Origin of the sequence: Bradyrhizobium sp. LMTR 3, assembly GCF_001693485.1 — a bacterium.
In the GTDB taxonomy this organism is placed as follows: domain Bacteria; phylum Pseudomonadota; class Alphaproteobacteria; order Rhizobiales; family Xanthobacteraceae; genus Bradyrhizobium.
This window is the reverse complement of the sequence record NZ_MAXC01000049.1, coordinates 1-17,413: the sequence shown is the minus strand read 5'-3', so window position 1 is coordinate 17,413 and position 17,413 is coordinate 1. Positions and strand designations below refer to the sequence as shown.

At 62.9% G+C, this 17,413-nt stretch carries 17 protein-coding genes; 9 read left to right on the top strand and 8 right to left on the bottom strand.

What is annotated here, in order from left to right; all coding sequences use genetic code 11:
- Positions 1-71: 71 nt before the first annotated feature.
- Both LMTR3_RS28425 and LMTR3_RS38705 read right to left on the bottom strand, forming a co-directional pair.
- Complete coding sequence (locus LMTR3_RS28425) at positions 72-743, bottom strand: response regulator transcription factor (protein WP_028348898.1); 672 nt, start codon at positions 741-743, stop codon at positions 72-74.
- A gap of 284 nt (positions 744-1,027) precedes the next feature.
- Entirely contained in the window at positions 1,028-1,180 is a 153-nt protein-coding gene (locus tag LMTR3_RS38705) for a hypothetical protein (protein WP_176722012.1), read from the bottom strand.
- A gap of 248 nt (positions 1,181-1,428) precedes the next feature.
- On the opposite strand from LMTR3_RS38705, the gene ku reads away from it, so the two are divergent.
- The gene (ku, locus tag LMTR3_RS28420) at positions 1,429-2,394 is read left to right on the top strand and encodes a non-homologous end joining protein Ku (RefSeq protein ID WP_065748281.1); all 966 of its coding nucleotides are present in this window, start codon (positions 1,429-1,431) and stop codon (positions 2,392-2,394) included.
- A 40-nt stretch (positions 2,395-2,434) separates the two neighbouring features.
- The gene (locus LMTR3_RS28415; protein WP_057848135.1) at positions 2,435-2,671 is read left to right on the top strand and encodes a hypothetical protein; all 237 of its coding nucleotides are present in this window, start codon (positions 2,435-2,437) and stop codon (positions 2,669-2,671) included.
- A gap of 233 nt (positions 2,672-2,904) precedes the next feature.
- Here the strand turns inward: LMTR3_RS28415 and LMTR3_RS28410 are convergent, their stop codons facing one another.
- Complete coding sequence (locus tag LMTR3_RS28410) at positions 2,905-3,069, bottom strand: Flp family type IVb pilin (RefSeq protein WP_065748280.1); 165 nt, start codon at positions 3,067-3,069, stop codon at positions 2,905-2,907.
- A 216-nt stretch (positions 3,070-3,285) separates the two neighbouring features.
- On the opposite strand from LMTR3_RS28410, the gene LMTR3_RS38700 reads away from it, so the two are divergent.
- A complete protein-coding gene (locus LMTR3_RS38700; RefSeq protein WP_176722011.1) occupies positions 3,286-3,453 on the top strand; it encodes a hypothetical protein in 168 nt (55 codons plus the stop codon).
- 62 nt (positions 3,454-3,515) lie between these two features.
- On the opposite strand, the gene LMTR3_RS28405 is transcribed toward LMTR3_RS38700, so the two are convergent.
- Entirely contained in the window at positions 3,516-5,108 is a 1,593-nt protein-coding gene (locus tag LMTR3_RS28405; protein ID WP_065748279.1) for a porin, read from the bottom strand.
- Between the two features lie 398 nt (positions 5,109-5,506).
- On the opposite strand from LMTR3_RS28405, the gene LMTR3_RS28400 reads away from it, so the two are divergent.
- Positions 5,507-7,141 (top strand): thiamine pyrophosphate-requiring protein, encoded by a 1,635-nt coding sequence (locus tag LMTR3_RS28400; protein ID WP_065748278.1) that lies wholly within the window; start codon positions 5,507-5,509, stop codon positions 7,139-7,141.
- A gap of 151 nt (positions 7,142-7,292) precedes the next feature.
- On the opposite strand, the gene LMTR3_RS28395 is transcribed toward LMTR3_RS28400, so the two are convergent.
- Both LMTR3_RS28395 and LMTR3_RS28390 read right to left on the bottom strand, forming a co-directional pair.
- On the bottom strand, positions 7,293-8,867 hold the full coding sequence (locus LMTR3_RS28395; RefSeq protein ID WP_065748607.1) for an MDR family MFS transporter: 1,575 nt from the start codon (positions 8,865-8,867) through the stop codon (positions 7,293-7,295).
- A gap of 161 nt (positions 8,868-9,028) precedes the next feature.
- Entirely contained in the window at positions 9,029-9,544 is a 516-nt protein-coding gene (locus LMTR3_RS28390; RefSeq protein ID WP_028348904.1) for a YcgN family cysteine cluster protein, read from the bottom strand.
- A 287-nt stretch (positions 9,545-9,831) separates the two neighbouring features.
- Between LMTR3_RS28390 and LMTR3_RS28385 the strand changes: the two genes are divergently transcribed.
- The 4 genes from LMTR3_RS28385 (at position 9,832) to LMTR3_RS28370 (ending at position 14,823) form a co-directional block, all read left to right on the top strand.
- On the top strand, positions 9,832-12,117 hold the full coding sequence (locus LMTR3_RS28385; RefSeq protein WP_065748277.1) for a transglycosylase domain-containing protein: 2,286 nt from the start codon (positions 9,832-9,834) through the stop codon (positions 12,115-12,117).
- Between the two features lie 152 nt (positions 12,118-12,269).
- The gene (locus LMTR3_RS28380; protein ID WP_028348906.1) at positions 12,270-12,848 is read left to right on the top strand and encodes a DUF1214 domain-containing protein; all 579 of its coding nucleotides are present in this window, start codon (positions 12,270-12,272) and stop codon (positions 12,846-12,848) included.
- Positions 12,845-13,459, top strand: a complete 615-nt coding sequence (locus LMTR3_RS28375; protein ID WP_065748276.1) for a DUF1254 domain-containing protein — start codon at positions 12,845-12,847, stop codon at positions 13,457-13,459. The genes LMTR3_RS28380 and LMTR3_RS28375 overlap by 4 nt, the downstream gene beginning before the upstream one ends.
- A 761-nt stretch (positions 13,460-14,220) precedes the next feature.
- The gene (locus LMTR3_RS28370) at positions 14,221-14,823 is read left to right on the top strand and encodes a DUF4337 domain-containing protein (RefSeq protein ID WP_084029863.1); all 603 of its coding nucleotides are present in this window, start codon (positions 14,221-14,223) and stop codon (positions 14,821-14,823) included.
- 114 nt (positions 14,824-14,937) lie between these two features.
- Here LMTR3_RS28370 and LMTR3_RS28365 read toward each other — a convergent pair whose 3' ends face one another.
- Entirely contained in the window at positions 14,938-15,348 is a 411-nt protein-coding gene (locus LMTR3_RS28365) for an NUDIX hydrolase (protein WP_065748275.1), read from the bottom strand.
- 59 nt (positions 15,349-15,407) lie between these two features.
- Positions 15,408-16,253 carry an MBL fold metallo-hydrolase gene (locus LMTR3_RS28360; protein ID WP_065748274.1) on the bottom strand — a complete coding sequence of 282 codons (846 nt, stop codon included), beginning with the start codon at positions 16,251-16,253 and terminating at the stop codon, positions 15,408-15,410.
- A 92-nt stretch (positions 16,254-16,345) separates the two neighbouring features.
- Between LMTR3_RS28360 and LMTR3_RS28355 the strand changes: the two genes are divergently transcribed.
- Positions 16,346-17,233 (top strand): LysR family transcriptional regulator, encoded by an 888-nt coding sequence (locus LMTR3_RS28355; RefSeq protein WP_065748273.1) that lies wholly within the window; start codon positions 16,346-16,348, stop codon positions 17,231-17,233.
- The last annotated feature ends 180 nt before the right edge of the window (positions 17,234-17,413 follow it).

Below are 17,413 nucleotides of genomic sequence, written 5' to 3'. Positions count from 1 at the left end.
CCAGGCTCCAATCCTGCGGATGGAGACCGGCCTTCGGATAAGATCATGCTCGAATAAAAGAGCAAGGCTCATCAGGCGCCCGGTGAGGGCGGCGTCAAGAGATAGCCGAGCCCACGCACGGTCTGGATGATGTCGACGTCGAGCTTCTTGCGGATGCGGCCGACGAACACCTCGATGGTGTTGGAGTCGCGGTCGAAGTCCTGGTCGTAGAGATGCTCGACCAGTTCGGTGCGCGACACCACGCGCCCGGTGTGATGCATCAGATAGGCCAGCAGCCGGTATTCGTGCGAGGTCATCTTGACCGGATTGCCTGAGACGCTGACCCGCCCGGTGCGGGTATCCAGCGAGACCGGGCCGCAGGTCAGTTCCGACTGGGCATGGCCGGTGGAGCGGCGCAGCAGCGCGCGAATGCGCGCCAGCACTTCTTCGAGGTGAAACGGCTTTGCGACATAGTCGTCGGCGCCGGCATCAAACCCCTGCACCTTGTCGCTCCAGCGGTCGCGCGCGGTGAGGATCAGGACCGGCATGGCGCGGCCGTTGCGGCGCCACGCCTCCAGGACCGAGATGCCGTCCATCTTCGGCAGCCCGATGTCGAGCACGACGGCGTCATAAGGCTCGCTGTCGCCCAGATAGTGCCCCTCCTCGCCGTCGAACGCGCGATCAACCACATAACCGGCATCCGTCAAAGCCGTCGTAAGCTGACGGTTGAGATCCGGATCGTCCTCAACAACAAGCAGGCGCAAGCTGGCCTCCAATAGTGAGCCCTACAATATCAGTTCTCATGATGAGGCTCAGCGGGGTGAACGGGCCATGAACGAGGCACACCGGGCAGTGCGACTTTTTCGTCATGACGCTTTCTGCGGGCCCGGGCGCGCCCGCAAACCGCAGGCCCAACGCCTAACATGCCCGATCGGATGGCCCAAGGGGGCCGGCGGGTTGCTTATATGGCAACGGCTCCCGAAAAAACGGGCCCCCACTTCCCAGCCGCGCGGATAAGTATCCCGGTCGCGCAGCCTCGGTCAGTCCCTTACGTGCGGAAGAATATGAACCAGACGATGCCAAGGATCAGAATCGCGAGCCCGGTCGATACCGTCAGGAGTGCAAGCACGGACGGACCGGGTTCGGCTTGGCGGGCCTCGGTCGGGGTTTCGACGATCTGGCCATGTCGTTTCGTTGCCATGGGGACCTCTTCGAGTAAGTGCCTGTAATGTCAGCGAATGCTCCGACATCGCCTGTGGAAGCAACGCATGATCGAAAGTGATGTTCCGGGTATCGGACCGTGTCGCGCGGCCGCCATGTTCAAAAGGTCGCAGAACGGGCCCCTCGAGGGTTAACGCCGTTCCGAGATTCCGCAGCCCGGCATGTTTGAGACGGGGTGATCCGGTGGTATCCTTCCCTGTCGTCTGTTGCGTATTTTCGGAGTAGCCCATGGCCCCCCGCGCCAATTGGAAGGGTTTTCTGCGCCTGTCGCTCGTGACCTGTCCTGTCGCCCTCTATCCGGCGACCTCGGATACCGAGAAGGTCTCGTTCAACCAGATCAACCGCAAGACCGGCCACCGCATCAAATACGCCAAGGTCGACGCCGAGACCGGCGAGGAAGTCGCCAGCGAAGACATCATGAAGGGCTACAAGATCGATACCGACATCTACATCGAAGTGTCGAAGGACGAGCTTGACGACATCGCGCTGGAATCGACCCGCACCATCGAGATCGACGAATTCGTTCCGAAATCCGATATCGACGGCCGCTATCTGATCCGCCCCTATTATCTCGTGCCGGACGGCAAGGTCGGCCACGATGCGTTTGCGGTGATCCGTGAAACCATCCGCAGCATGGACAAGGTCGCGATCGGCCGCGTGGTACTGACCAACCGCGAGCACATCATCGCGCTGGAGCCGCTTGAGAAGGGGCTGATGGGAACGCTGCTGCGTTACCCCTATGAAGTGCGCAACGAGACGGAATATTTCGACGATATCCAGGACGTGAAGATCACCAAGGATATGCTTGATCTGGCAAGACATATCGTTGAGCAGAAATCCGCCTCATTCGAGCCCGAGCAGTTCGAGGACCGCTACGAGCAGGCGCTGATCGATCTGATCAACCAGAAGCGAAACGGGCTGAGCACGAAGGCCAAGGCGGCACCGAAGACCAGCGGCAACGTCATCAACCTGATGGACGCGCTGAAGCGCAGCATCGCCAGCGAGAAAGAGAGCGCCCCTGCCGCCGCCAAGGCCAAGGGCAAGAAGCCGAAGAAGGCCGCCGCCGGCCAGCGCGAGATGCTGTTGCCGATCAGCGGTAGCGGAAAGCGTGCCGCCAAGGAGACGGCGAAGGAAGCGCCGAAGAAGGCGGAGAAGCCGGTGCGTACCGCTGCCCGCACCAAGAAGGCCGGATGATCGGGCAAGGAGCGCGATAGATAGCACCATCTAGCGCGCGATGCCGTGGTCGACCCCGTTCGATGATCCGATACCGCTTCGCGGCGGCCGTAAGCTCGCGACGCTGCAGCAGGCCGCCGACTATGTCATGGCATTGCCGGAGGAAGTGCAGCACGAGGCGCACTGGCAGGTCGCGGTGGAAAATCTGATCAACGCGGCCGAGACCGGCGGCGGCTGGCTGATGTTCGCGCGGATCGCGATGCTGCGGGCCCTCAATGCGGACCCAAAAGACAAATAGCGCCGGTTTCAATCCCCGCCGCCGTCCCCGTCCCCGCTGCCGAAAATCCAATCCGCCATCGCAACTACCAGACGACCGGTCGTTGACCATCCAATCGAGCAACAAGGCTGCGACCAATATCGCGGAGAACACGCGCCACGGATTTTGCTGGACATAGGCCAGGATTGGTGGCCCCCAGGACACCAACAGCGGCCCAAATAGCAGTTCCAGCATGTGTCTGTGCGGCCTTGCCGCTATTTGAGCGAGGTGCTGACGTCGGAGAATTTCGTGCTGAGCGTGCTCCCGATGCCGTTGACGGCGGTGACGATCACGATGCTTATGCCGGCTGCAATCATGCAATATTCGATGGCGGTAGCGCCGCATTCATCGCCGACAAATCGTTTCAGTAATCGACGCATGGACAAACTCCTGTCGACGCTTCCCAAAATTCTCCCGCGCCATACTGCCTAAACTCTAGATCGGAACGGTTGAAGAGGCCTTGCGGAACAGAATGAACGATTGATTAAGGGTGACGAGGAATCCCGCCCCGGAATCCTACGGTACGGAAAATTTACCATCGATTGTGTGCCGACCAACCACCCTCGCCCGATCGGCGCCTTGCGGAGTGAGCGCACATGATTGCGCAGAAGCGCGAAGCGGTAAGGAATTACATCGGTCTCTTGCACGACGAGACCGAGGAGCAGCGCGCCGCCGACATCTCGGCGGCCGCGAATTACCCTATCCTGGATCAGGTACTCGACCTGCTTGCGGCGATGTTCAGCCGCCGCGGCGAAGCGAGGTAGTCACCCCATCCGCCGCGGCGTTGAAAAAGGGACCGGGCAATGGCCCGGTCCGAGGATCGCTGTCAGAAGTTACGTTGGGCGCGGAACTGGAGCAGGACGGTGTCCTGATCCTTGAACTCGTAGAGCGCGTTCGGCTTCGGAGCGGCCGCCGTGAAAACCGAAGAGCCCGACATCTTCTGATCGAGGTGGAACCACTGGACTTCGCCCGAGAAGGTCAGGTTCTTGACCGGGGTCCAGCGGGTAACGACGCCGAGCTGTGAGACGTTGAAGTCGGGGTTACAGGTGTAGTTGCCCGCAGCATTCCCGGCCAACGCCTGACCGGGGTGGCTGGCGGCGAAAGCGGCGCAATAAGCGCCCTTGGCCGTCGAGGTCCCCGCACCCAGCAGGTTGTCGTTCGCGCCGCCGTCATACCTGACGGCGGAATAGCTGCCGAACAGGCTGGTCGACCAGTTCGGATTCCAGTTGTGATTGAATGCGCCGCGCACGCCCCAGGCCGTCGTCAAAGCGATACCGCCGGTACCGGCCGCGCCCGGGAAGTAGACGCCGTCGGTGGTCGCGCCGAAGCCGACGCTCTGATAGCCGAAGCCGCTATCGCCGAACATCGCAAAGCTCGGCGAGGAGCCGCTGGTGGCGATGACGTACTTGGTGGCGCCCTTGGCGTAGGATACGTCGAGCTTGATATCGTCGCCCGCACCGGTCGGAATGTTCTTGATCTGCAACGCCGCCATCACCGCGCCGCCCCACTTGCTCTCGGGGTGGCCGCTGATTTCGGAAAATGCATTCGGGACAGAGCCCGCGCCCAGCGTATTGTACGAACCGCTCACTTCATGCGCGGCAGCCGAAAACTGGAACAGGCCCCAGGCCTGGTCCACCCGGATTCTGCCGACGATGTCCGGAGCGTGCGTGCCGGCATAGGCATTCGATCCGGTGCCGTTGGCGCCGATCGCGCTGGGGATGCTCAGATTGTAGACGGCGGTGCGATCCCATACGGTCGGGTCGTCGAGACCGATCGAGCCCGATACGCCGTTGCCGAACTCGGCGGTGTACTGGATGTTGTTGACGCCGGTGTCGGTGTTCTGACCGCCGAGCAAGGAGGAGTTGATATTCCCCGGGAAACCCTGCCACGGCGTGGCATAGGCTGATGCGGACTTACCGAAGGTGAAGCCGGCGAACTGGATGAAGAGATATTCAACCGCGACGTAGCCGCCGCCAGGGATGGACAGCGCGTTCGCCGCTCCGCCCGGAAACGCCGAGAGCGTGGACGGATTGGAGCTGCCGAAATTGTTGAACTGGAAGTCGCCCTGGCCGAAGGTGCGGACCACGCCGTACTCGGTCGCGGTGCGGGTATCAATCGTCAGCGCCATACGGGAGCGGGCGACGAAGTAATCGCGGTAGCGGTTTTGCTGGCCAAGGTCGCTGCTCCAGGCCGGAGCGCCGTGCGCGCCGCCGTTGAAGGTGACGTCCGCACGCAGATAGCCACCGATCTTGATGCAGGTGTCGGTGCCTGGGATATAGAAGAAGCCGGCGCCGTAAAGCGTACAGATCTTCACATATTCGACTGCCTTGGCTTTGACCGGAAGGTCGGCCGCTTGTGCGCCGCTCAGGGCGATCAAGCCTGCCGCCGAGCTTAAAATTAAAGTTCGCGCTGTTTTCATTGTTATAAGTCTCCTGTTCGCGATGCCCCGCGACTTATGCAAATTGTGTCCCGCGATGCCCCGCGTTTCATGCAAATGCATGCGCACACACCTAGTGCAAAAATCTCCAGCGAGAATGACAAGGCCGTGAAGCCGCTTCAGTTGGCTGGCGGCTGTGATCTTTTCGCAACGCAGCAGCGTCGAAGCCGGGTAAAAGCGATCCGCTTTCACCTCCAGCTCAGGCGCTCACAGCAAGAATATTCTCCCCGCGGTTGGCGTCCCTTTCGCTTGGGCGGCAAAACGCATATCAGCACTTCCGAACGCACGCGCCGTCCGCGCTTTACCGGGTCGGAAAATCCTGTCCAACTGTCGCAAATCGGCTGGACCAAACCGGCCCGTATCGAGGGGAGAAGACCGTCATGAAGCTCGGCGCCGCCATCGCAGAAATCATGAAGCGCGAGGGAATCGAAATCCTCTGCGGCTATCCGGTCAATCATCTCATCGAATATGCCGCCAATGCCGATATCCGCCCGGTGATGGTGCGGCAGGAGCGCATCGGCGTTCACATGGCGGATGCGATCTCGCGCGTTACCTCGGGCCGTTCGATCGGCGCGTTCTGCATGCAGCACGGGCCCGGCGCCGAGAACGCGATGGGCGGCGTGGCGCAATGCTACGGCGAATCGGTCCCCGTGCTGGTGCTGCCGATGGGCTACGCGCGAAGACTCGCCAATATCGATCCGAACTTCAATTCCAGCCAGGCGATGAAGGCGTTCTCGAAGTCGTCCGAGCCGATCAACATCGCGGCGGAAGTCTGCAACATCTTCCGCAGAGCCTTCACCAAATTGAAGAATGGCCGCGGGGGACCGGTCATTGTCGAAATCCCGGCCGACATGTGGAACGAGGAAGTGCCGGAGCCTCTCAACTATACGCCGGTGCTGCGCACCCGCTACGGCGCGGATCCCCTGCATGTAAAGGAAGCGGCGGCCCTGCTCGTCGCAGCGAAGCGTCCGGTGATCTATGCCGGCCAGGGCGTGCATTACGCAAAGGCCTGGCCGCAGCTCAGACGGCTGGCCGAGCGCCTCGCCATTCCCGTCACGACCAGCCTCGGCGGCAAGTCGTCGTTTCCGGAGACGCATCCGCTATCGCTGGGCTCGGGCGGCCTCGCCGTGCCACGCGCGGTGCCGAAATTTCTGGGCGACGCCGACGTGATCTTCGGAATCGGCTGCTCGTTCACCGAGACCTCGTTCGGCATCGCCATGCCGAAGGGCAAGACCATCATTCATTCCACGCTCGATCCCAATCATCTCAACAAGGATGTCGAAGCCAAAATCGGTCTGGTCGGCGATGCTGCCCTGGTGCTCGATGCCTTGCTGGAAGAGATCGGCAAGACCGTTACGTCAGATCGTGACGCAACCGCAGTCGCCGCCGAGATCGCCGCCTCTCACAAGGAATGGCTGGCGAAATGGATGCCGAAGCTGACGCATAACGAGGCGCCGCTGAGCCCCTATCGCGTATTGTGGGACCTGCAGCACACCGTCGACATCAACAACACCATCATCACTCACGACGCCGGCAGCCCGCGCGACCAGCTCTCGCCGTTCTGGAAATCGGTCGAGCCTTTGTCCTATATCGGCTGGGGCAAGACCACGCAGCTCGGCTACGGCCTTGGCCTTGCGATGGGCGCCAAGCTGGCAAAACCCGACAAGCTCTGCATCAACGTCTGGGGCGATGCCGCGATCGGCTTCACCGGCATGGATTTCGAGACCGCCGTGCGCGAACGCATCCCGATCATGTCGATCCTGCTGAACAATTTTTCCATGGCGATCGAACTGAAGGTGATGCCGATCTCGACCGAGAAATACCGCTCCACCGACATTTCCGGCGACTACGCCGCGATGGCGCGCGCGTTCGGCGGCTACGGCGAGCGGGTGACGAAACCGGAAGACATCATCCCGGCCATCAAGCGCGGTATCCAGAAGACGCAGGAAGGCGTACCCGTGTTGCTGGAGTTCATCACCAGCAAGGAGACCGAGGTTTCGAGGCCCGGGACCTGAGGCTCAACGCACAGATCATCGCCGATGCGCGTCACCATTATCGAAACCGGCCTGGTCAACCCCAAGAACCGCGAGCTCTACGGATCCTATCCGCAAATCGCGAAAACAACCCCATGCAAAGTAGAAGAGGCCCGGAGACGACGGTAACGCCCTACTCCGCCATCTCCGCCGGGGTCGACGGACCGGCCAGCGGCCGTTCTTCCATCGCGATGATGCACACCGCCGCGCAGGCCAAGAGCGCGGCGGCAGCGCCGAACACATAGCGGAACGCCGCGATCATGTCGGCCATGGGAATCGCGTTTGCTGGTCCGCGATGTTCGCCGAGCGAGATGCCGGCGCCGAGCGCCATCAACAGGATCGCGCTGAAGGCAGCGACCGTGAACGACGACATCAGCGCGCGGAAGAAATTCATCGCCCCCGTGACGGTGCCGATCTGCGGGCGCGCCACCGAGTTCTGTAGCGAGACCACGCTGACCGGGAACGTCGTGCCGAGCCCGAGCGCGAACAGCGACAGGACGATCAGCAAACCCCACAGCGGCAGCGTCGTCACGGTCAGCACCATACCGAAGATCGCCGCCGCCAAAGTCCCCACGATGGCCACGCGCTTGTAGTGCCTGGCGCGCGCCATCGTCCGTCCGGCGATCGCGGCACCACAGGTGGAGATCGCGGCGAGCGGAATCAGCGCAAGCCCCGCTTCGCTCGCGGTCAGATGATAGACGACCTCGTAATACAGCGGCAGATGCACGGTCAGCCCGGTGATGGCGCCGAGCGCGCAGGCGCCGGCCACCATGGCGTAAGGCACCACTGTTCCGCCGAGCAGCGGCAGCGGCAGGAACGGCTCTTCGGCATTGCGCGCGTGCCAGACAAAGGCGAGCGCCAGCGCCGCCGAGGCGCCGATCATCGCCATGATCGCGGGCGACAGCCAGGCATAACGGTTGCCACCCCAGGTGAGCACCAGCATGACCACAACGGCAGACGCCATCAGCAGCACGCCGCCGAGCCAGTCGACCTTGCGGCGGCGGTGGAACACCGGGATCTTGCCCATCTTCGGCAGCAGCAGAAACATCGCGCCGACCGCAAGCGGCACGTTGATCCAGAAGATCATCGACCAGTGCAGATGCTCGGCGAACACGCCGCCGAGCACAGGGCCCATCAGCCCGGCCGCCATCCAGACGCCGCTGAAATAAGCCTGATACTTGCCACGCTCGCGCGGGCTAACCACGTCGGAGATCACGGTCTGCACGACCGGCATGATGCCGCCGCCGCCAAGCCCCTGCAGGCCGCGCGCAACGATCAATACCGGCATGTTGGGCGCCACCGCGCAAAGAATCGAGCCGACCGTGAACAGGGCAAGCGAAACCGTGATCATGACGCGGCGGCCGTAGATGTCGCTCAGCGTGCCGAACACGGGTGCAACCGCGGTCGAGGCCAGGAGATAGGCCGTGATGACCCAGGACAGATTGCTGACGTCGTTGAACTGGCGGCCGATGGTCGGCAGCGCCGTCGCCACGATGGTCTGGTCGAGCGCCGCCAGGAACATCGTCAGCAACAGGCTCATCAGGATGGTGCGGACCTCGTCCGGGGTCAGCGGCGCCGGCGGCGCAATCGGCGGCGCATCGCTGACCTCAATGACCTCTGTTGTGATGCGCGAGAGCTCGCCGCCGATATCGTCGGGCAATGTCGTCTGGTCGGCAGGTTCACGGCCCTGCCGCTGGTGCTGGTTCATGTCGGACGTAATATTGTTCTGCGCGACCAAAGCCGCCGAGATGGATTCGCCATATAGCCAGCACCTTAGAGAGCAAATTCCTCTCGGGGCAGCGCCTCGCGCGCATGGGTGCATCCCGCGAGAATATCGTCGCGTTTCCGTGATCGATCAGGACGGGAGGTTCAGGCCTTGGGCCGCTTCTTGAGCCGTGCCCGCTTCGGCAACAAGGCCGGCCACTGCACGATGTGGTCCTCGAGGTCTTCGTCGGGGATCTCGTCCTCGGTGCCCTGGACCCGCCCGCGCACCGAAACGCCGGCTTCATGCACGGTATTGGGATCGCCCGAGATCAGCGGATGCCACCAATAGAGATCGCGTCCCTCGGCGACCAGCTTGTAGCCGCAGCTCGGCGGAAGCCAGCTCAGGGTGCGGACGTTCTCGGGCGTCAGGCGGACACAATCCGGAACCTTGTCGGAACGGTTCTGGTAGTCCTTGCAGGTGCACAGGCCGGAATCGAGCAGCTTGCAGGAAACATGGGTAAAGTAGATTTTCCCGGTATCCTCGTCTTCGAGCTTTTCCAGGCAGCAGCGCGCGCAACCGTCGCACAGGCTTTCCCATTCGGCGCTGGACATCTCCTCCAACGTCTTGGTTTTCCAGAAGAAACCCTCTTGGCCGGAAGGCGATTTGCGCGGCGCGGTCATGCAATCAATCGTTTTCTCGGGTCGGTCGGCTGCGGCCCTTCTAGGAGGTCCGGCAACGGGGGCGCAAGCGGGTCTCACTACGGAGCCAAAAGCCAACGGCAGCGTTAGGCCTGACCGTCAAAATGGTGAGCGAGAGCATTGGTTTATAGCCCCCGCTCGGATAGAACAATGGCGAGTCCCCGAGGACGTAAAAGCGCCTTGGGTTTGCCGCAACATCCAAGCAAGACGTCTCGACCGGCTCCGCCGGGCGCGACCAGAACAGATACCAGAACAGATCAAGGGTCCCGGTGCGCCAGATCGTACCTCCAGAGCTGCAGCAGAAGATCCGGAACTTCCTTCTGGATCTGGATGCGCGTATCGACTCGACGCTGTTCTCGTCGGGCAAGGGCCTGCGCGAGCTGTACGAGCGCTACTCCACCTTCATGGACCGCTTCTATGTCGGCCGCTGGAAGCGCTGGGTCTTCATCGAGCCGTTTTCGGAAGCCGCCACGATCGGCCTTGGTGGCCTGATCGTGATGCTGGCGCTGGCGATCCCTGCGTTTCGCGAGACCTCCGATGACGACTGGCTGAAGAAATCCGATCTTGCGGTGCAGTTCCTCGACCGCTACGGCAACCCGATCGGCAACCGCGGCATCAAACATAACGACTCGATTCCTCTGGAAGATTTTCCGGACAATCTGATCAAGGCGACGCTGGCGACCGAAGACCGCCGCTTCTATGACCATTTCGGCATCGACTTTCCGGGCACCGCGCGCGCGCTCGTGACCAACGCGCAGGCCGGCGGCGTGCGCCAGGGCGGTTCTTCGATCACGCAGCAATTGGCGAAGAACCTGTTCCTCAGCAACGAGCGCACCATCGAGCGCAAGGTGAAGGAAGCTTTCCTTGCGATCTGGCTCGAGACGCGGCTGACCAAGAACGAAATCCTGAAGCTATATCTGGACCGCGCCTATATGGGCGGCGGCACGTTCGGCGTCGACGGCGCGGCGCATTTCTACTTCAACAAGTCGGCGCGCGACGTCACTCTGGCGGAATCAGCGATGCTGGCCGGGCTGTTCAAGGCGCCGACCAAATACGCCCCGCACATCAACCTGCCCGCCGCCCGCGCCCGCGCCAACATCGTGCTCGACAACCTCGTCGATGCCGGCTTCATGACCGAAGGCCAGGTGTTCGGCGCCCGGCGCAACCCGGCCTTCGCCGTCGATCGCCGCGACGAGAACTCGCCGAACTACTATCTCGACTACGCCTTTGAGGAAATGCGCAGGCTGGTCGATACCTTCCCGAAATCCTACACCGAGCGCGTCTTCGTGGTCCGTACCTCGATCGACATGAACGTGCAGCGCGCCGCCGAGGAAACGGTTGAAAACCAGCTCCGCCAGTTCGGCCGCGACTACCACGCGACGCAGGCATCCGTCGTGGTTGCCGACCTCGACGGCGGCGTCCGCGCCATGGTCGGCGGACGCGACTATGGCGCGAGCCAGTTCAACCGCGCCACCGACGCCTATCGGCAGCCGGGCTCATCATTCAAGCCCTATGTCTATGCCACGGCACTTTTGAACGGCTACACCCCGAGCTCGAAAGTGGTCGACGGCCCGGTCTGCATCGGCAACTGGTGCCCGCAGAACTATGGCCACAACTATTCCGGCTCGGTGACGCTGACCCAGGCGATCACCCGCTCGATCAACGTCGTGCCGGTGAAGTTGTCGATTGCGCTCGGCGGCAAGGTAGCGAACCCGGCCAAGGCTGGGCGCGCCAAGATCACCGAGGTGGCACGCCGGTTCGGCCTCACGGCTCCCCTGCCCGATACGCCCTCGATGCCGATCGGCTCCGATGAGGTCACCGTGCTCGAACACGCGGTCGCCTACGCGACCTTCCCGAACAAGGGCAAGGCGGTGAAACCTCACGCGGTGCTGGAAGTGCGTACCGGCGCCGGCGACCTGGTCTGGCGCTTCGACCGCGACGGCAAGAAGCCGGTGCAAGCCATTCCCGCCTCCGTCGCCGCCGACATGTCGGAAATGATGAGCCATGTCGTCAGCGAAGGCACCGCCCGCCGCGCCGCGATCGACGGCATCCCGACCGCGGGCAAGACCGGCACCACCAACGCCTACCGCGACGCCTGGTTCGTCGGTTTCACCGGCAATTTCACCTGCGCGGTCTGGTACGGCAACGACGACTACTCGCCCACCAACCGCATGACCGGCGGTTCGTTGCCTGCGCAAACCTGGCACGACATCATGGTCGTCGCGCATCAGGGCGTCGAGGTGAAGGAAATCCCAGGCTTCGGCATGGGCACGAAGCAGCCGCAGCCCGCTCAATCCGCCAGCGCCGCGGCCAATGGTGCGGCGCGGGCGCCGGAGACCAAGCCGGGGCCGCCGCCGGTATTGACCAAGCGCGGCGCGGATATTCTGGTGCGCGTCGAGAAACTGCTCGACGAGGCCGGGAGGACCGCAGGCAAGACCTCGTCCAACGACCAGAAGCAGCCCTCCAGGCCGGTCACGTCAGGCGCGCTGGCGTTTCCGGAGAACTATGTCGCAGCCGCTGGCGAGCGGGCCGCGCCGGCGGAGCGGAAGAATTAAAAGGCATGATCCGGCAGAAGCTTAACCGGCGTTCCTCGGAACAGATGCGAAGCGTCCGCCCCGACACGTTCGAAACAAGAGAAGCGCTTCAGGTTTCGGATGAAGCCGGTTCAAGCGGAAACTGATGCCGTGAGATTTCGGAGCACTGGCCTGTGCGGCTGATCTTCATCACCTTGCTGGCATTGGCGCTTGCCACGGCCGTAGGTCTCGGCTCGACCTACCTGACGGCGACGCGCGGCACCGATCTCGGCACACTCACGATCGGCGCCTGGACCGCACGGCCCAAGGCCGGCAGTTCCGAAATCGATCCCTATTCGCGCGCCTCGATTGCCCGCAGCGGCGAATTGCCCGTTGGCACCGGCGACGGCATCGCCTTCACGGCCACCACCGACGACAAGAACAAGCCGCTCGACGGGCGCTGCGACGTCATCGTCAGCGGGGTGACGCCGGCGGCCCGGTTCTGGACGCTGACGCTGTTCGACCGCAAGGGGCATCTGGTCGCCAATTCGCTGCAACGCTACGGCTTCACCAGCCAGGAAATCGTCCGCGGCTCCGACGGCGGCTTCGAGATCCGGGTGGCGGCGCGCTCGCGCGCCGGCAACTGGCTGCCGACCGGCGGCATCGAGCGCTACGCGCTGATGCTGCGGCTTTACGATACGCCGGTCGGCGTTGCGACGCGCACGCAGCGCGACGCGCCGATGCCCGCCATCACCACGGTGAACTGCCCATGATCCGGCTGCTGTTCACCATCATCGCAGGCGTGCTGCTGGGCGGCGTGGTGCATCTCGTCAGCGTGCTCGCGCTGCCGCGCATCGCGACGCAAGACGCCTATTCGCGGCTGACGCCGATGACCAAAGAGAACGCCGTCACGGCGCTGCCGCTCGCCGAACCGAACAACGCGCCGATGCCGTTCATGGACCCGGCCTTTGCAGTCGCGATCTGCCGCTACGACCTCTCCGAGGGACCGCTCAAGCTGACCGTGCCGGTCAGTCAGGCCTATACGTCGGTGTCGTTCTATACCCGCAACGAGGTCGCCTACTACGCCATCAACGACCGCTCGGCCGGCCGAAAGGTGATCGAGCTCGATCTGATGACGGAGGAGCAACACGGCGAGTTGCCGGAGGATGAGGAAGTCACCGCCGCCGACCGGCTGATCATCGACTCTCCCACCACGACCGGCCTGATCGTGCTCAAGGCCCTGGCGCCGGAGCCCGGCCTGATGCCGCAGGCGCAAGCCGCGCTCGCCGCGTCGCGTTGCGCCATAGAGACCGAGCCGACGCCGGCCAAGCAACCCGAGCCGGCGCCGCCTGCGCCGGCCCCTGCGCCAAAGTCCAGGCGCTGAATCACGACTTGGTCGGGGCCGACACTTGCCCAGGGCGTGCACTTATAAATCCGACATGTCCGCGTTCGAGGGGTAAAGCGGACACGCGGCCCCGATCACGGGATGTCGCCTTGTGGACCCCAACGCGGTCTTCGCTCCAGCAGACCTAATGGCAAGGGTTGGGCTGCCTCAGTTGGCTCCCTATGGTGGCGTGTAAGGAGCAGGCGTGAACAAGCAGGCCTCTTCCACTCCTCCTTTGAGACGACAGTCCCAAAACTTCTCGACCATGATGCCCGCAACGATCATGGACAGCACTACCAAGCAAAACACCGCCAGTCGATTATCTGCTTTCATACTCTCGCCTCACTTGGCGGCACGTTTATAGACCCGTCTCCTGTAGATGCGGTTACTGCATGTTCGCTTATTGGCCCCAAGCCGACCAACTTCATTGGTATTGAGGGCATTCCGGATTTCGCATCAGCGATGCTTCGACCGCCGCTTGTGACCCGGACCGTTTGTATTGGCCTTGTGGCTGGCCTGTTTCGACCTCATATTGGTCGACTTCTCTCCCGTAAAGGCGCGCCGTTCCTGTGACGCTTGAGCTGAAGCATCCGAACGTTTGCGTAAGTCTTGATCACTGCGTGGGAATTGCCGATCCCTCCGTATGACCGATCGCGCCTGCCGCACTCTGCGGAACAAATCAACGTGCTCGTGCGTCGCGATGCTGACATAACGCCGTTGTTTATCGTGCCTGCCCTTTAGGAGCGAGGAGGAGCCGATCGATGAAAGCCGAAGACGCCGCTGATATGATGGACCAGGAGAAGCAGAACGACCGCTTCAAGCAGCGGGCAGCGGTCGGCATCGCCATTCTGGCGATGCTGCTGGCCATCACCGGGCTTGGCGGCGCCAACGCCGGCAAGGAGGCGACCAACAACAACATCTATGCCGCGAACCACTATGCCTTCTACCAGGCCAAGAACATCCGCCAGACCGGCTACAACCTCGCGGCCGACGCGATCGAACTGGCGTTCCTGCAGGACGGAAGCCTCAACGCCGAGGCCAGGACGGCCCTGAAGGCAAAAGCGGAGGCCTATCGCAAGACGGCGACACGCTACGAGTCCGAGCCCGAGACGCAGGAGGGCAAGAAGGAATTGATGGCGCGGGCCAAGGACTACGAGAGCAGGCGCGACCATGCGCTGAAGCAGGATCCCTACTTCGACTATGCCGAAGCTCTTCTGCAGATCGCCATCGTGCTGATCTCGGTCTCGATCGTCGCGACGCTGCCCTGGCTTGCGATCGTCGGCGGCATCGTCGGTGCCGCCGGTGGCCTGCTGATGGTCAACGGCTACACACTGGCGGTCGAGATACCGTTTCTGGCAGCATAGAGGTCCGCACGCGGATGGTGCAGGTGCTGTTTGGCAAGGACGAGGGGAGCGACGACCATGTGACGCAGGCAGCGCATTCCTCGGTGTTGGCTTTTAGCGCTGACGGCCCCTGAGTTAGCGCGTGGTGCGCTGATTAATGAATGCCAGCGCCCGCCCGAAGATCGGGTGCCAGGAGTCGTTTGGCTTCTGGCCAAGGGGATACCAGAAGAACTCAAAATCCAGCCCGCCGCCATCGCTCGTTCGATGCGTCCACGTCTCAGGCAGCTTTCCCACATCGCAGACAACAAAATGCCATTCCTGCTCCGGCTCACTCATTTGGACCGTACCTAGATAATTGCCGGCAGCGCCAACGACCCCACTCTCCTCGAGCAACTCGCGCTCGGCTGAACGCTCCACTGTTTCTCCGACCTCCATCGTCCCCTTCACTAGCTGGCAACCAGCGAGCGGATGGCGGAAGGCCAGAATTTCAAGCTCTCCGGCTATTCGGCGGACGACTACTGGACAGGCTTTTCGTGGTCCTGCCATGGGGCTCCCCTCTTTCCGAAGTTGAATGAGACATTAGCGACCGGCTGGGTGGCGCAAAGTCAAGTCTGCGGCACGCGCAGATGCTGGCCGCAGCGGCAGCGCTCATAGTCCACGGGATCATGGCTGTTGAAGATGGTCACGGCATCGCCATGCTTTGCCTTGAGCGTCCGTAGCCGCTCCTGGTTTTCGATCCGCATGGCGCGATCCATGTCGCCGCGGCGCTGAAACATGCCGAGAACCAGCGGCACCCGCGGCGGGGTCTGCATCTGGCCGTGAAAGAAATAGGCATCGCCCGCGTGCAGCAGCCATTTGTCCCCGCTCCGCACGGCGATGCCGCAATGGCCTGATGTATGGCCGGGCAGCGGGATCATCAGGATATCGGGTTCGCGGTCGCCGAGCGCGCGCACGCCCTTGAAGCCGAACCAATCCTCGCCACCCTCCCCGTAGAACGCCCAATCCGGACCGTGCTTCCACTGATCGGTGATGTAGCGGCCCTTCGGCGCGGGCGCCGTGCGCGCCACCGCCATGTCGTATTCGCGGCGATGGACATGCACTTTTGCGTTCGGGAAATCCGGAATGCCGCCGGCATGATCGCGGTCGAGATGCGTCAGTAGCAGATGCCGCACGTCGCCTTTCGAAAAGCCGAGCGCCTCGATCTGCCGCACAGCGGTCTCGGCCGGATCGAGCCGTGGCGTCGTCTGCCGAACCCATTTGGGACCGAGCCGCGGCGGGTTCGCGATATCGTCCAGTCCGATGCCGGTGTCGACCAGCGCCAGCCCGTCATGGGTCTCGACCAGCAGACAATGGCACACCATGCGCGCGCGCTGAAAGATGCTGCCGGTGCCGTTCACGAGGCGCCGGCCGATCGGGCACATGGTGCCGGTGTTGAGATGGTGGACGCGCATGACGATGCCTCCTTGAGATCGGAGCCTCAGCTTGCCATCCGGATCACCATAGGTAAAATATCAATATTCGATATCATCGATAGGATGAACCTATGGATATCCGCGAACTCCGCTATTTCTCGGCCGTGTTCAGGGAGCGCAATCTGACGGTGGCGGCCAGACGCTGCTTCATCTCGCAGCCCTCGATCTCGGCGGCGATCACCAATCTCGAGGCCGAGCTCGGCACAGCGCTGTTCATCCGCCACAAGAAGGGCGTGGCACCGACGAAGGCCGCCGAACAATTTCATGCGGTCGCGCGCCGCATCATCGATGAAGCCGACGCCGCAAGAAACCTGTTCCGAAAACCTGCGATGCGGAACACGCTGACGCTCGGCCTGATGCGCACGCTCGATCGTCCCCGCACCATCGCGCTGCTAAAGCCGCTCACGGGAACGTCGGATCTCGCGCTCCGCCTGGTCGGCGTCGATGACGCCGCCGACGCCCGGATCGTCTCGAAAAATCTGCTGCGCGCCGACGAGCACTTCGTTCCGCTTTGGGTCGAGCGATACGTCGCGGCATTGCCGCCATCGCATCCACTGACGCTGAAGGAGCGGCTCCGCACCGCAGATCTCGCCGGCACCGCCATGGTCGATCGCTGTCATTGCGAGCAGAGCGAATTCTTCGGCCGTGCCGCATCGGCCAAGCGGCAGCCCGCGGCGATTGCCGAATCCGAAGACTGGGCGATGGCGCTGGTGGCCGCCGGCGTCGGCATCGCCATCGTTCCTGAGGGCGTGGCGCGCGCCAATTCCGATGTCGCCGTGCGCGAGATCGACGTCGACGTGAAGCGCCAGGTCGGCCTCGCCTACAGCGCGGCACGGCCGCCGTCGGAAACGTTGCAGAACTTCATTGCGAAACTGCAGCGGCAGCGGCCCAAAGGGAGCGGCGTCAGATCGGCAGGAAAGACCGGGCGCAAGGACGTGTATCCACAAAACGAGAGATGACAACTCTTAAGACAAGAGCAGACATGCGCTGGTCACTTGGGAATTTCGCCTTTTGTGAAGGGTTTCGGATGCCGGCCGCTTGAGGGACGTCGCGGCGTATTCGGCGGCCGGCGTCCGAAAGCCTCCAAGGGAGGAAACCGCGGGAGGGAGCACGTGGGTAGCGCGGCGTGGCTATGGGGA

Bases quoted from the DNA above. Each gene is read 5' to 3' on its own strand.
- LMTR3_RS38705 (WP_176722012.1), bottom strand. From the start codon at position 1,180: ATGGCAACGAAACGACATGGCCAGATCGTCGAAACCCCGACCGAGGCC.
- ku (WP_065748281.1), top strand. From the start codon at position 1,429: ATGGCCCCCCGCGCCAATTGGAAGGGTTTTCTGCGCCTGTCGCTCGTG.
- LMTR3_RS28415 (WP_057848135.1), top strand. From the start codon at position 2,435: ATGCCGTGGTCGACCCCGTTCGATGATCCGATACCGCTTCGCGGCGGC.
- LMTR3_RS28410 (WP_065748280.1), bottom strand. From the start codon at position 3,069: ATGCGTCGATTACTGAAACGATTTGTCGGCGATGAATGCGGCGCTACC.
- LMTR3_RS38700 (WP_176722011.1), top strand. From the start codon at position 3,286: ATGATTGCGCAGAAGCGCGAAGCGGTAAGGAATTACATCGGTCTCTTG.
- LMTR3_RS28405 (WP_065748279.1), bottom strand. From the start codon at position 5,108: ATGAAAACAGCGCGAACTTTAATTTTAAGCTCGGCGGCAGGCTTGATC.
- LMTR3_RS28400 (WP_065748278.1), top strand. From the start codon at position 5,507: ATGAAGCTCGGCGCCGCCATCGCAGAAATCATGAAGCGCGAGGGAATC.
- LMTR3_RS28395 (WP_065748607.1), bottom strand. From the start codon at position 8,867: ATGAACCAGCACCAGCGGCAGGGCCGTGAACCTGCCGACCAGACGACA.
- LMTR3_RS28390 (WP_028348904.1), bottom strand. From the start codon at position 9,544: ATGACCGCGCCGCGCAAATCGCCTTCCGGCCAAGAGGGTTTCTTCTGG.
- LMTR3_RS28375 (WP_065748276.1), top strand. From the start codon at position 12,845: ATGATCCGGCTGCTGTTCACCATCATCGCAGGCGTGCTGCTGGGCGGC.
- LMTR3_RS28370 (WP_084029863.1), top strand. From the start codon at position 14,221: ATGAAAGCCGAAGACGCCGCTGATATGATGGACCAGGAGAAGCAGAAC.
- LMTR3_RS28365 (WP_065748275.1), bottom strand. From the start codon at position 15,348: ATGGCAGGACCACGAAAAGCCTGTCCAGTAGTCGTCCGCCGAATAGCC.
- LMTR3_RS28360 (WP_065748274.1), bottom strand. From the start codon at position 16,253: ATGCGCGTCCACCATCTCAACACCGGCACCATGTGCCCGATCGGCCGG.
- LMTR3_RS28355 (WP_065748273.1), top strand. From the start codon at position 16,346: ATGGATATCCGCGAACTCCGCTATTTCTCGGCCGTGTTCAGGGAGCGC.